Origin of the sequence: Micrococcus endophyticus, assembly GCF_014205115.1 — a bacterium.
Classification (GTDB): domain Bacteria; phylum Actinomycetota; class Actinomycetes; order Actinomycetales; family Micrococcaceae; genus Micrococcus; species Micrococcus endophyticus.
Genome location: NZ_JACHMW010000001.1, coordinates 1,439,687 through 1,452,754, shown reverse-complemented (window position 1 = coordinate 1,452,754; position 13,068 = coordinate 1,439,687). Strand labels below are relative to the sequence as shown.

Below are 13,068 nucleotides of genomic sequence, written 5' to 3'. Positions count from 1 at the left end.
GGTGTTCGACGCGAACACCTCCCACAAGTCGCCCCGACTGCGTGGGGGAGGGACGCGGGGAGCGCCCGCGTCTGAGGCACGTCGCCCGGCTCTGCCGGCAGCCGGTCGGACGGTGCCGAGGGGCGGCACCTTTGAGCGGCGGAGACCGGGCAGTAGAGTCGTCCGCGTCAACGCCGACGCACCCGCCGGCGTCCCCGCGAGAGGACCTCCCCACCCCATGAAGGCCCTGTACAAGTCCGGCCCGCACGCCGGATTCGAGTTCACCGAGCGCCCCGAGCCCGAGTGCGGCGCCCACGACGTGAAGATCCGCGTGTTCACCACCGGCATCTGCGGCACCGACCTGCACATCGAGGCGTACGACGCCGCCGCGCAGGCCATGATCCAGGCGCCGATGATCCCGGGGCACGAGTTCTACGGCGAGGTCGTGGAGGTCGGCGACCTCGTGGAGCACGTCGAGGTCGGCCAGCGCGTCTCGGGCGAGGGCCACGTCGTGTGCGGGATGTGCCGCAACTGCCGCGCCGGCCGCCGCCAGATGTGCATCAACACCGTCTCCGTGGGCGTGCAGCGCGACGGCGCGTTCGCCGAGTACGTGGTGATCCCCGAGGCCAACGTGTGGGTCCACAAGGGCGAGCACGTCACCCCCGAGCTGGGTGCGATCTTCGACCCCCTGGGCAACGCCGTCCACACCGCCCTGAGCTTCCCGCTCGTGGGCGAGGACGTGCTCATCACCGGCGCCGGGCCCATCGGCCTGATGGCCATCCCGATCGCCCGCCACGCCGGCGCCCGCTACATCGCCATCACGGACGTCTCCGCGGAGCGCCTCGAGCTGGCCCGCAGCATGGGCGCGGACGCCGCGATCGACGTCTCCGCCACCCGCATCCGCGAGGCCCAGCGCGAGCTCGGCCTGGCCGAGGGGTTCGACGTCGGCCTCGAGATGTCCGGCCGCGCGAGCGCGCTCCAGGAGATGGTCGCCAACATGAACCACGGCGGCAAGATCGCCCTGCTGGGCCTGCCGGCCGAGGAGATCGCCATCGACTGGCAGAGCGTGGTCACCCACATGCTCACCATCAAGGGCATCTACGGCCGTGAGATGTTCGAGACCTGGTACGCGATGGCCGCCATGCTGCAGACCAACGCCACCCTGCGCGAGCGCGTCGAGTCCGTGGTGACCGACGTGATCGCCGCCCCCGAATGGAAGCGCGGCTTCGACGCCGCCCGCGCCGGCGCCACCGGCAAGATCGTCCTGGACTGGAGGAACCTCTGATGTACGCATTCAAGGACCAGCTGGCCGCCGAGCTCGACGAGCTGCGCGAGTCCGGCCTCTACAAGCGCGAGCGGGCCATCACCACCCCGCAGTCGGCGCACGTGAAGGCCACCGCGGCCGGTGCCGAGGACGGCGAGGCCCGCGAGGTGCTTAACTTCTGCGCCAACAACTACCTGGGCCTGGCCGACGACTCCCGCCTCATCGACTCCGCCAAGCGCGCCCTGGACGAGCGCGGCTTCGGCATGGCCTCGGTGCGCTTCATCTGCGGCACCCAGGACCGCCACCTGGAGCTCGAGCGTCGGGTGTCCCGCTTCCTGGGCACGGACGACACGATCCTGTTCTCCTCGTGCTTCGACGCCAACGCGGCCGTGTTCGAGCCGTTCTTCGGCCGCGAGGACGCCATCATCTCCGACGCCCTGAACCACGCGTCGATCATCGACGGCGTGCGCCTGTCCAAGGCCCACCGCTTCCGCTACGCCAACCGGGACATGGCCGACCTGCGCGCCCAGCTCGAGGCGACCAAGGAGCTCAACGACGGCGCCGGCGCCCGCCGGACCGTGATCGTCACCGACGGCGTGTTCTCCATGGACGGCTACCTGGCCCCCCTCGCCGAGATCTGCGACCTCGCCGACGAGTACGGCGCCCTGGTCATGGTGGACGACTCCCACGCCGTCGGCTTCATGGGGGACACCGGTGCCGGCACCCCCGAGCACGCGGGCGTCTCGGACCGGGTGGACGTCTACACGGGCACCTTCGGCAAGGCCCTCGGCGGTGCCTCCGGCGGCTACGTGGCGGCCCGTCAGGAGATCGTGGACGTGCTGCGCCAGCGCGGCCGCCCCTACCTGTTCTCCAACTCGATCGCCCCGTCCATCGTGGAGGCCACCATCACCGCGCTGGACCTGGTCGAGGACTCCGCGTCCCTGCGCGCGCAGCTGTTCGAGAACGCGGCCCTGTTCCGCCGTCGCATGACCGAGGAGGGCTTCGAGCTGCTCGAGGGCGAGCACGCGATCATCCCCGTGATGCTCCACGACGCCGCCCTGGCCGCCCGGATGGCCGACGCCATGCTCGACCAGGGCGTCTACGTCACCGCGTTCTCCTACCCGGTGGTGCCCAAGGGCCAGGCGCGCATCCGCGTGCAGCTCTCCGCCGCGCACTCCGCCGAGGACGTGGAGGCCGCCGTCGCCGCGTTCGTGGCGGCCCGCGAGGCCGTCCAGGGCTGACCCCGGCCCACCCCGCCCTCGCCCCGCATTTTGGGGTGACTTGTCGGGGGTGTTTTGCCCGAACACCCCCGACAAGTCACCTGAATCGCTCCGGTGGGGGCGCGGGCGCGGGGTCAGGGTCGGCGTCAGCCCAGGGCCGTGAGGGCCCGCGCCACCCGGGGGAGGGCCTTGCGCAGCAGCCGTCGCCACGAGCCGTTCGGCAGCCCGCCGACGAGCTCGTCCCGCGCGGCCGCGTCGTCGAGGGTCTCGAGGGCCATGGCGCCCAGCCACACGCGGGCGCGGGCCGCCTCGCCCGCGTCGACGGCGAGGCGCTCCACCTGATCCTCCCCGTGCCACAGGCTCAGATAGGCCACGTTGAGGGCGGGGTCCCACGCGCAGGCGAGGTCCCAGTCGAGCACCCCGGCCAGCTCCCAGCGGACCTCGCCGGGGGCGTCGTCGGCCGCAGGCACGGCCCGCCACCGCATGTTGTGGCCGGCGAGGTCGCCGTGCACCAACGACGGCGGCACGGGCGGCTCCTCGGTCCACGCGGTCACCGCGCGGGTCACCCGGGCCACCGCGTCGGCCCAGACGTCGGCCCCCGTCCGCGCGTCGACGTCGTCCCCGGGCCAGGCGCCCAGGCGCGGGGCGAGCCGCACCGGGATCCCGGCCACGTGCTCCGCCCGCTGCGCCGTCCACGGGCCGCGGAAGGAGAAGGGACGGCCCAGGTGCGGGGCGATCCGCGGGTCCGCTACGTCCACGGCGGCGATCTCGTCCAGGAGGCGGCGCAGCACGGCGGGGTCGCCCTCGTGCGGCGGATGCGGGCCGCCGGGCAGGTAGCGCTGCAGCACGGCGGCCCCGGTGCCGGCGGGAACCGGATCCGAGAGGGCCACCGGCACCGTCCACGCCACGCCCTGCTCGGCCAGCGCCGCGTCGAGCCCGTCCAGCAGCGCCATGCGCCGGCCCAGCTGCCGCGCCGGGTCCCGCTCGGGCGACCACCGGGCCGCCGGGGCCGCGCCGACCTCGTGGGCCCGCGTCATCCGCAGCACGCCCGTGCCCGCGCACACCAGCACCCGGTGGAACTGGCCGCCCTCCTCCACGGTGCCGGCGGACCAGTCGGCCTCGTGGAGGGCCCGGGCGTCGGCGGGGGAGACGTGGGGGCGCAGGCGCCCCAGCGCGCGGTGGACCAGCTCGAGCTCGGAGTCGACGGGGTCGGAGGCCATGCCCCCAGGGTAGGCACACGCCCGTGCCGGCCCGACGTCGGCCGTCGGCCCCGCCTGCCGCTGCGCACGCAACCCCGCACGCCGACCGCGTCGTCAGGCGGAGGCCGCATCGACGGCGGATACTGGTGAGCATGTCCCGCCCCGTCCCGCCCGCGCCGGCCTCGCCTGTTCCGACCGCCCTCCCCGCCCCGTCAGCGCGGACGGTGCACTGGGAGATCGCGATCGTCCTCGGGCTCTCGCTTGGCCGCTCGGCCGTGTACGCCGTGGTCCAGCTGATCGACAAGGCCACCCAGGCCCCGCTGGGGGACCAGACCACCGTGCTCAACCCCACGGTGGACGACCGCTGGGCCTTCGACCTCACCTACCAGCTGCTCGGCATCGCGTTCGCGCTCGTGCCGGTGCTGCTCGTGCTGCACCTGATGCACGTGCGCGGCCGGAACCCGTTCCGCACCCTCGGCCTGGACCTGCGCCGCCCCGGCCGGGACCTCGCCTGGGGCGTCGGCCTGTTCGCGGTGATCGGGCTGGGCACGCTCGGCGTCTACGCCGCCGGCCGGGCGCTCGGGCTGACGACGGCGATCGTCGCCAACGCGATGGACGAGAGCTGGTACCAGATCCCCGTGCTGCTGCTCTCGGCCCTGCGGCACTCGCTGCTCGAGGAGGTCATCGTGGGGGCCTGGCTCGTCGACCGGATCGGCTATCTGCAGCGGCTGAAGGCGGCAGGGCTGGACCGGGACCCGGTGCCCGCGGTGCAGGCCGCGCCCGCGCGCCGGACCGGGGCGCCGTCGTCGTCCTGGACCACCCCGGAGGGGCTGTTCCTGCCGACGCGCGTGGCGACGGCGCTGCTCGCGCTGGCCCTGCTGCGCGGGGCGTACCACCTGTACCAGGGCGTGGGGCCGGGCATCGGCAACGCGCTGATGGGAGTGGTGTTCGTGCTGGTGTTCCTGCGGGTGCGCCGCGTGATGCCGCTGGTGGTCGCGCACTTCCTGCTCGACGCCGTCGGGTTCGTGGGCTACCCGCTGCTGGCGCGGGCGGGCCTGCTCGGCTGAGCGGCCCGCCCGCGCCGGATGCGTCAGAGGGTGACGTCGCCCCGCGGGGTGCGGAAGGTCACCGAGACGATGCCGGGGGTGCCCGAGGGCGCCACGTACTCCACGTTGAGGTCCTCCACGTGGGCGTCCTCGCCCTCGTCACCGAGCCACTCGGCCAGGCGGTCCGGGGAGCCGGCGATGCTCAGGCGCTCGATGGAGGCCTGGGGCTCGGCGGCCTGCGAGGGGTGCATGTCCTCCTGGCCGTCGGCCCAGCGCATGATGAACGGCAGCTGCGGGTCCGCGATGGTGCCCTTGATGCCGATCTGACGCCAGGACAGCTCGCGGCCGTCCGGGAAGCGACGGTTGCCGGGGACGGCCTCGCGGCCGAGGCGGCGCTCGAAGCGGCCGATGTCCGTGGTGGACACGGCCCAGCTCATCCAGCCGCCGCCCTGCTCGGAGCGGGCGCGGACCAGCTGGCCGAACGGCGCGCTGAGGGAGGCGGGGTGGTCGAGGGCCTCGACGACCTCCAGGTACTGCCCGCCCGCCATGGGGAACAGGGCGTTCTGCGTGCCGAAGCGGGGGTGGATGCCGCCCTTGATGCGCTCGACGCCCAGTGCCTCGGCGATGCGGGCGACGGTGGCGTCCAGGCCCTCGGGGCCGGCGGCGTAGGACACGTGGTCCATGCGACAGGAGTTCACTGCGCTGTTCCTCTCCGTTCCCCCGGTGCTCCGGGGGGTTGACCTGGGTGCGAGCTGCGGGGATCGGCCGGCCCTTGACGCGCCGGGTGTCCCCGTGCCGGAAGCGTATCCGCGTGTGACACGGGTGACGAAATCGTGGCGGAGCGGACGGCTACACTCGGTCATACGGTCACGAGAGCCAGCAACAGGCCCCGGCATGCTGGCCGGCAACCCTCCTTCCGCGGTGGGGTGCCCCGGGTGACGACCAGGCCGGTCCCGCACGGGCGCCGGCAAGCGCGGGCCGCTCCCACGGCCCCTCTCGACGGCGCCGGGTCATCTCCGGCACCTCGACGACGCCGGTTCCCGGATCGACACGTCGGCCGCCGGGCGGGGCGGTTCGGGTCCGGCCCCTGAACCCTTCAGGAGGGTCCGCCATGACCGACCAGACCACCCCGACCCCCGACGCCTGGGGCTTCTCCACCGCCCAGGTCCACGCGGGCGCCGCGCCCGGTCAGCACGCCTTCGGTGCGACCGCCCTGCCGATCTTCCAGACCACCTCCTTCGACTTCCCGTCCGCCCAGGTGGCCGCGGACCGGTTCGCCCTCAAGGACCTCGACCCGCTCTACACCCGCATCGGCAACCCGACGCAGGGCCCGGTGGAGGAGAAAATCGCCGCGCTCGAGGGCGGTGTCGGCGCGCTGCTGCTGGCCTCCGGTCAGGCGGCGACGACGTTCGCGATCCTCAACCTCGCCGGCGCCGGCGACCACGTGGTCGCCTCGGCCAGCCTCTACGGCGGCACGCAGAACCTGTTCAAGCACACCCTCGCCAAGGTCGGCGTCGAGACGACGTTCGTGACCGACCCGGACGACCTCGAGTCCTGGCGCGCCGCCGTCCGGCCGAACACCAAGGCGTTCTTCGGCGAGACCCTCGGCAACCCCCGTGGGGACGTGCTGGACGTGCGCGCCGTCGCCGACGCCGCCCACGAGGCCGGCGTGCCGCTGATCGTGGACAACACGCTGGCCACCCCCTACCTGCTGCGCCCGATCGAGCACGGGGCCGACGTCGTCACCCACTCCGCCACGAAGTACCTCGGCGGGCACGCCGCGGCCATCGCGGGCGTGATCGTCGACGCCGGCACGTTCGACTACGCGCAGCACGCCGAGCGCTTCCCCGGCTTCAACGAGCCGGACGAGTCGTACCACGGGCTCGTCTACGCGCGGGACCTCGGGGTGGGCTCGCCGCTCGGCGCCAACCTGGCCTTCATCCTCAAGGCGCGCGTGCAGCTGCTGCGCGACTACGGCTCCGCGATCTCCCCGTTCAACGCCTTCCTGGTGAACCTCGGCCTGGAGACCCTGTCCCTGCGCATGGAGCGGCAGGTGGCCAACGCGGCCGCGGTGGCGCGCTGGCTGGAGGGTCGCGACGACGTCGAGAAGGTGGTCTACGCCGGCCTGGAGTCCAGCCCCTGGCACGAGCGCGCCCAGCGCTACCTGCCGAAGGGCGCGGGCGCGTTCGTCTCCTTCGAGATCGCCGGCGGCCGCGAGGCCGGGGCCGCGTTCGTGGACGGACTCACCCTGCACCACCACGTGGCCAACATCGGCGACGTCCGCTCGCTCGTGGTGCACCCGGCCTCCACCACCCACTCCCAGCTCACCGACGACGAGCAGCGCGCCGCCGGCGTCACCCCTGGCCTGGTGCGGCTCTCGCTCGGCGTGGAGGACCTCGAGGACATCCTCGCCGACCTCGAGCGCGGTTTCGCGGCGGCGGCCTCGGCGGGGGAGCGGGAGTGACGGCCACCGTGAGCCGGCCGCCCCGCGCGGCCCTGCCCGAGGGCGGCCGCCACCGGCTGCGGATCGGGGAGCTGCGCACGGAGACCGGCGGGGTGCTCCCGGACGTCGAGCTCGCCTACGAGACGTGGGGCGAGCTGGATGCCAACGGCTCCAACGCCGTGCTCGTCCTGCACGCGCTCACGGGCGACTCCCACGTCGCCGCGCACGCCGCCGACCCGACACCGGGCTGGTGGGACGCCCTCGTGGGGCCCGGCCGCGCCGTGGACACGGACCGGTGGTTCGTCGTCGCCCCGAACATGGTGGGCGGCTGCCACGGCTCCACCGGCCCGTCCTCGCCGGCCGCCGACGGCCGCCCGTGGGGCTCGCGCTTCCCGTTCCTGACCCTGCGGGACGCGGTGGAGGCCGAGCGGCGCCTCGCCGACCACCTCGGCGTCGGCGCGTGGCAGGCCGTCATCGGCGGGTCGATGGGCGGCGCCCGGGCCCTCGAGTGGGCGGCGACGCACCCCGAGCGCGTGGCCGGCGTCGGCGTGCTGGCGGCGACCGCCCGCTCCTCCGCGGACCAGATCGCGTGGGGGCAGGCACAGACCGCGGCGATCCGCCTCGACCCGGGGTTCCTCGGTGGGGACTACTACGAGGGCGCGGGCCCGGCGGCCGGGCTCGGGATCGCCCGCCGCATCGCGCACACCACCTACCGCACCGCCGGCGAGCTGGAGCACCGCTTCGGTCGGAGCCCGCAGGTTGCCGAGGACCCGTTCGGCGCCGTCGTCGGGGTGCCCGGCGGGCGCGGGCGCTACGCCGTGGAGTCCTACCTGGACCACCAGGCCACCAAGCTCACCGGCCGGTTCGACGCGAACTCCTACCTGCTGCTCACCGAGGCCCTGATGGGCCACGACGTCGGCCGCGGGCGCGGCGGCGTGGAGGCGGCGCTCGCGGGGTACCGGGGCCGGGCGTTCGTGGCGGCCGTGGACAGCGACCGGCTGTACCTGCCCGCCGAGTCCCAGGCGCTTGCCGCGGTACTGCCGGCGCGGCCGCCCGTGCACACGATCGTCTCGCCGATCGGCCATGACGGGTTCCTCACCGAGTACGGCCAGGTGGCCGACGCCCTGCGCGACTCCCTCGCGCTCTGACCCCGCCCACCCCGCTGGACTTTCGCTCGGGAAATCGTCGCTACGCGACCGTTTCGCCGCCATGGTGACGACGATTTCCCGAACGAAAACGCCGGTGGGGGCGGGGCGCCGGGGGTGTCGGGAGGGGCTCAGCGCGCGACGACGTCGAGCGGCTCCGTGGGGTCCGAACCGTGGGGCATCTCGGCCCCGAACAGCGGCGCGGGCACCGGGCGCTTGGCGCTGACCCCGTCGCCCGAGGAGACGCCGCGGATGCGCCGGACCACCCACGGGGCCAGGTGGGTGCGCGCCCACGCCGCGTCCGACGCGCGGGCCTGACGCCATGTGCGCGGCGCGGCCGGCTCCGGGCGCAGCGGCTCGAGGCCGTGCGGCACGGCGAGGGTGTCCAGCACCATCGCGGCGATCGTGTGGTGGCCCGTGGCGGAGAAGTGCAGCCGGTCCTCGGCCCACATCTCCCGGCGGGCGAGCTCCTTGAGGGACCACATGTCCGCCACCAGGGCGTCGTGGCGCAGCGCGACGGTGCGCACGTTCTCGTTGTAGATCGCCACGGTGCCGCGGATGCGCCCCAGCACAGGGGTGTCCTTGGTGTCCGTGGCGTTGAACAGCAGCACGGTGGCCCCGTCCGCGGAGAGGCGCTCGACGACGGCGTCCAGCCGGACCGCGACGTCGTCCGGGTCGGCGCGGCGCAGGATGTCGTTGCCGCCGGCGCACACGCTGATGAGGTCCGGGCGCAGGGCGAGCGCGGGCTCCACCTGGTCCGCGGCGATCTGGTCCAGCAGCTTCCCCCGCACGGCGAGGTTCGCGTAGGCCAGGTCCTCGCCGTCCGGGGTGCGGCGCGCGAGCTCCTCGGCGGCGCGGTCGGCCCAGCCGCGGTGGTAGCCGGGGCGGTCTGGGTCCGGGTCGCCGATGCCCTCCGTGAAGGAGTCGCCGATCGCCACGTAGCGCCGCCACGGGTGGGCGGCGGTCTCGGCGCGCGTCACGACGTCCGCCGGCGGCTCGGCCTCGGCGGCGGCGGGGTGCTGCGGGGCGGATTCCTGCTGGTTACTCACGAGTCGTAGTCTGGAGGCGCCGCCGTCGTCGGTCAACCGGCCCTGCCGGCCCCGGCCACCCCCGCCGGTGCTTTCGCTCGGGAAATCGTCGCCATCGGGCGATTCAGCCCGCATGGTGACGACGATTTCCCGAGCGAAAGCGGGGGTGGCTAGCCTGGCGCGGTGAACAACGACACGGCGAACACCGCACCGTCCTCCGAGACCGCCCCCTTCACCGTCCGCTGGTCGCGCCCCGAGGGCGAGCGCACCGAGGACCTGCTGATCCTGCTGCACGGCTACGGCGCCAACGAGGATGACCTGTTCGGCCTCGTCCCGCACCTGCCCGAGCGCTTCACCGTGGCCGCCGTGCGCGCCCCGATGACGCTGCAGCCCGGCGGCTACGCCTGGTTCCCGCTCTCCCAGGACCCGGTCACCGGCGAGATCGGCTCCGACGCCGCGTCCGTCCGGACCGCGATCGAGGACCTGCACGCGTGGGTCGGCTCGGTGCGGGAGGGCTTCCGCACCGTCTCCCTGCTCGGCTTCTCGCAGGGCATGGCCCTGGCGACGTCGCTGCTGCGCCTGGACCCGACCGCCTACGCCGCCACCGTGGCGCTATCCGGGTTCGTGGTGGACCCGACCCGCGAGGAGTCCGGCCTGGCCGGCCTCTTCGACGGCGACGACGAGGTCGCCCGCGTCCGCCCCAAGGTGTTCTGGGGCCGCGGCCAGGACGACCCGATCATCTCCGAGGCCCGCGTCGAGGCCTCGCACGCCTGGCTCAACGCGCACGTGGACCTGATGAAGATCGTCTACGCGGGCCTGCCGCACGCGATCAACCAGCAGGAGCTGGGCCACGTGAAGGAGTACCTCGAGCACATGGTGCGCTGAGGACGCCTGCGCTCAGTCGGCGGAACCGGCCTCGATCACCACGGCCTCGCCGTGGAACTCCACCACGTCCCCGTCCTTGAGCTGGGCCCCGCGGCGGGTCTCCACGGCGCCGTTGACGGTCACCAGGCCGTCCTGGACCACGTCCCGGGCCATGGCGCCGTCCTCCACGAGGGCGGCGAGCTTGAGGGCCTGCCCCAGGCGGATGGAGGCGTCGCGGATGGGCAGGGGACGGGCGTCGGCGGGGGTCGTCTCGGTCATGGTGTCCATCATGGCCGGTAGGCTGGTCGGGATCGACCGGCGCGCCGCGCCGGAACGGGCCCGACGCCGCCAGGCGGACGGGCGCCGTCGTCGTCGTGATCCCCTCCCGCCCCGCCGATGAGTACGGAAGTGATGCCCCCATGGCTGCCAAGTCCCCGCTGGACAACGTCATCAACCTCGCCAAGCGCCGAGGCTTCGTGTTCCAGGCCGGTGAGATCTACGGCGGCTCCCGCTCCGCATGGGACTACGGGCCCCTCGGCGTGGAGCTGAAGGAGAACATCAAGGCCGAGTGGTGGAAGACCTTCGTGCGCTCCCGCGAGGACATGGTGGGCCTGGACTCCTCCATCATCCTGCCGCGCGCCGTGTGGGAGGCCTCCGGCCACGTGGAGACCTTCACGGACCCGCTCGTCGAGTGCACCCAGTGCCACAAGCGCCACCGCCAGGACCACCTGCTCGAGGCCTTCGAGGCCAAGAAGGGCCGCCGGTCCGCGTCGATGGACGAGATCGTCTGCCCGGACTGCGGCACCAAGGGCGCCTGGACCGAGCCCCAGATGTTCTCCGGCCTCGTCAAGACGTTCCTCGGCCCCGTGGACAACGAGGAGGGGCTGCACTACATGCGCCCCGAGACCGCCCAGGGCATCTTCGTGAACTTCCTCAACGTGCTCGGCGCGTCCCGCAAGAAGCCGCCGTTCGGCATCGGCCAGATCGGCAAGGCGTTCCGCAACGAGATCACCCCCGGCAACTTCATCTTCCGCACCCGCGAGTTCGAGCAGATGGAGATCGAGTACTTCGTGCCGCCGGCCGAGGCCAAGCAGCACTTCGACACCTGGGTGGAGGCGTGCTGGGACTGGTTCATCGACCTGGGCATCGACCCGGAGAACCTGCGCCGCCTGGACGTGCCCGAGGAGGAGCGCGCCCACTACTCGGACGGCACCATCGACCTGGAGTACCGCTTCGGCTTCGGCGGCGGGGACGGCTGGGGCGAGCTCATGGGCGTCGCCAACCGCACGGACTACGACCTCGGCCGCCACACCGAGCACTCCGGCACGAAGATGCAGTACTTCGACCAGGCCAACAACGAGCACTACACGCCCTACGTGATCGAGCCGTCCTTCGGCCTGACGCGCGCCATGATGGCCTTCCTCGTGGACGCCTACGCCGAGGACGAGGCCCCCAACGCCAAGGGCGGCACGGACGTGCGCACGGTGCTGAAGCTGGACCCGCGCCTGGCCCCGGTCAAGGCCGCCGTGCTCCCGCTGTCCAAGAAGCCGGAGCTGCAGCCGGCCACGCAGGCGCTCGCCGCCGAGCTGCGCGCGCTGTGGAACATCGAGACGGACGACTCCGGCGCCATCGGCCGCCGCTACCGCCGCCAGGACGAGATCGGCACGCCGTTCTGCATCACCGTGGACTTCGACACCCTCGAGGACCAGGCCGTGACCATCCGCGAGCGGGACACCATGTCCCAGGAGCGCGTGGCCCTGACCCAGGTGAAGTCCTACCTGCTGGAGCGCCTGGTCAAGTGAGCGGCGCATACGACGACGACGCCGGCGCGCTGTTCGACTCCGCCGCGGTGAGCGGCGGCGAGGTCGTGCTGCGGCCGTGGCGCGCCGGGGACGACCTGGCTCTGCTGCAGGTGTGGGGCGACCCCGCCAACGTGCAGCAGCACCAGGACCGCGCGATGCTCGCCGAGGACGCCGAGCGGCCCTGGCGCCGCGCGCTCGTGGCCGAGGACGCCGGCGTCCCGGTGGCGGCCGGCGTCGTCTACGCCTCGTCGCTGCACCCGCAGCGGCTGTGGCTGTACGTCGAGACCGCGGCCACCGAGCGGCGCCGCGGCTTCGGCCGGGCGCTCGTGGCGGCCCTGCGGGGGCTCGCCGCACAGGCGCACGCCGCCGGCGCCATCCCGACGACGGCGCTGAAGGCCCGGTTCGCCAAGGACGCCCTGGTGCCCGGCACGGCCGGGGAGGAGGGCGTGGACACCGAGGCGGTGCGCGCCCAGACCGCCGCCCTGGCCGCCGGCACCGAGGCCTTCCTCGCCGCCGAGGGGTTCACCCCCGTGCAGCGCTCGCGCCGCGTGGCCGTGGCCCCCGGGGCCATCGGGCTGCCGGACGTGCGCGACGAGGACCGGCCGGACGGCGTCGTCCTGGAGGAGGCCTCCACGGGCTCGGTCGAGCTGACCCAGGCGGTGGCCGCGTTCTACGACGCCGTGCACGCCTGGGACCCCTCCGCCATGAGCGTGGGCGCCGCCCAGCAGCTGCTGCTGGGCCCGGCCACCGGGGCCTCGGGTGCCGTCGTGCTCCGGGACGCCCCGAAGGCCGAGGGCGGGCGCATCCGCGCATTCGCGGTGTCCTACACGCCCGAGCGCCAGGACGCCCCGGCGGACGTGCTTGTGGGCTGGGACCCGGAGCTGTCCGAGGAGGACGCGCTGCAGTCCGTGGCGGACCTGCTCGCCCTCCTCGTGGCCCAGCACCCCGTGCAGGTCGAGGTGGACGAGGCCATGGCCCCGCTCGAGCGGATCGTGGACGGGCTGATCGGCGGCAACGCCGCGCGCACGCTCGTGGACACGTATGTGTTCGTCGACGACGCCGCCTGACCCCGACGATG

Annotated in this window: 12 protein-coding genes and 1 riboswitch; of the genes, 8 read left to right on the top strand and 4 right to left on the bottom strand. The window is 73.8% G+C overall.

The genetic code is table 11. The features are described 5' to 3' along the window. The first annotated feature begins 217 nt into the window (after positions 1-217). A complete protein-coding gene (tdh, locus tag HDA33_RS06640; RefSeq protein ID WP_184171995.1) occupies positions 218-1,264 on the top strand; it encodes an L-threonine 3-dehydrogenase in 1,047 nt (348 codons plus the stop codon). After that, the gene (locus HDA33_RS06635; RefSeq protein WP_158495020.1) at positions 1,264-2,484 is read left to right on the top strand and encodes a glycine C-acetyltransferase; all 1,221 of its coding nucleotides are present in this window, start codon (positions 1,264-1,266) and stop codon (positions 2,482-2,484) included. The genes tdh and HDA33_RS06635 overlap by 1 nt, the downstream gene beginning before the upstream one ends. Before the next feature lie 125 nt (positions 2,485-2,609). Here HDA33_RS06635 and HDA33_RS06630 read toward each other — a convergent pair whose 3' ends face one another. Beyond that, on the bottom strand, positions 2,610-3,683 hold the full coding sequence (locus HDA33_RS06630) for a phosphotransferase (protein WP_184171994.1): 1,074 nt from the start codon (positions 3,681-3,683) through the stop codon (positions 2,610-2,612). A gap of 131 nt (positions 3,684-3,814) precedes the next feature. Here HDA33_RS06630 and HDA33_RS06625 point away from each other — a divergent pair, with 131 nt between their 5' ends. Beyond that, positions 3,815-4,729, top strand: coding sequence for a CPBP family glutamic-type intramembrane protease (locus tag HDA33_RS06625; RefSeq protein WP_184171993.1), 915 nt, complete (start codon positions 3,815-3,817; stop codon positions 4,727-4,729). A gap of 23 nt (positions 4,730-4,752) precedes the next feature. Here HDA33_RS06625 and HDA33_RS06620 read toward each other — a convergent pair whose 3' ends face one another. Continuing rightward, complete coding sequence (locus HDA33_RS06620) at positions 4,753-5,391, bottom strand: VOC family protein (RefSeq protein ID WP_221432966.1); 639 nt, start codon at positions 5,389-5,391, stop codon at positions 4,753-4,755. Positions 5,392-5,573: 182 nt separating this feature from the next. Continuing rightward, positions 5,574-5,688, top strand: a riboswitch (SAM riboswitch). 131 nt (positions 5,689-5,819) lie between these two features. Between HDA33_RS06620 and HDA33_RS06615 the strand changes: the two genes are divergently transcribed. Continuing rightward, the gene (locus tag HDA33_RS06615; protein ID WP_184171991.1) at positions 5,820-7,172 is read left to right on the top strand and encodes a bifunctional o-acetylhomoserine/o-acetylserine sulfhydrylase; all 1,353 of its coding nucleotides are present in this window, start codon (positions 5,820-5,822) and stop codon (positions 7,170-7,172) included. After that, the gene (metX, locus tag HDA33_RS06610) at positions 7,169-8,299 is read left to right on the top strand and encodes a homoserine O-acetyltransferase MetX (protein WP_184171990.1); all 1,131 of its coding nucleotides are present in this window, start codon (positions 7,169-7,171) and stop codon (positions 8,297-8,299) included. The genes HDA33_RS06615 and metX overlap by 4 nt, the downstream gene beginning before the upstream one ends. A gap of 128 nt (positions 8,300-8,427) precedes the next feature. On the opposite strand, the gene HDA33_RS06605 is transcribed toward metX, so the two are convergent. Then, on the bottom strand, positions 8,428-9,345 hold the full coding sequence (locus HDA33_RS06605) for an SGNH/GDSL hydrolase family protein (protein WP_420826912.1): 918 nt from the start codon (positions 9,343-9,345) through the stop codon (positions 8,428-8,430). A 162-nt stretch (positions 9,346-9,507) separates the two neighbouring features. Here HDA33_RS06605 and HDA33_RS06600 point away from each other — a divergent pair, with 162 nt between their 5' ends. Further along, positions 9,508-10,209 (top strand): alpha/beta hydrolase, encoded by a 702-nt coding sequence (locus HDA33_RS06600; protein ID WP_184171989.1) that lies wholly within the window; start codon positions 9,508-9,510, stop codon positions 10,207-10,209. A 12-nt stretch (positions 10,210-10,221) separates the two neighbouring features. On the opposite strand, the gene HDA33_RS06595 is transcribed toward HDA33_RS06600, so the two are convergent. Continuing rightward, on the bottom strand, positions 10,222-10,467 hold the full coding sequence (locus HDA33_RS06595) for an RNA-binding S4 domain-containing protein (protein ID WP_184171987.1): 246 nt from the start codon (positions 10,465-10,467) through the stop codon (positions 10,222-10,224). A gap of 140 nt (positions 10,468-10,607) precedes the next feature. Between HDA33_RS06595 and HDA33_RS06590 the strand changes: the two genes are divergently transcribed. Together HDA33_RS06590 and HDA33_RS06585 are read left to right on the top strand one after the other, a co-directional pair. Continuing rightward, positions 10,608-11,990, top strand: coding sequence for a glycine--tRNA ligase (locus HDA33_RS06590; RefSeq protein ID WP_184171985.1), 1,383 nt, complete (start codon positions 10,608-10,610; stop codon positions 11,988-11,990). After that, positions 11,987-13,057 carry a GNAT family N-acetyltransferase gene (locus tag HDA33_RS06585; RefSeq protein WP_184171983.1) on the top strand — a complete coding sequence of 357 codons (1,071 nt, stop codon included), beginning with the start codon at positions 11,987-11,989 and terminating at the stop codon, positions 13,055-13,057. The genes HDA33_RS06590 and HDA33_RS06585 overlap by 4 nt, the downstream gene beginning before the upstream one ends. Positions 13,058-13,068: the final 11 nt, after the last annotated feature.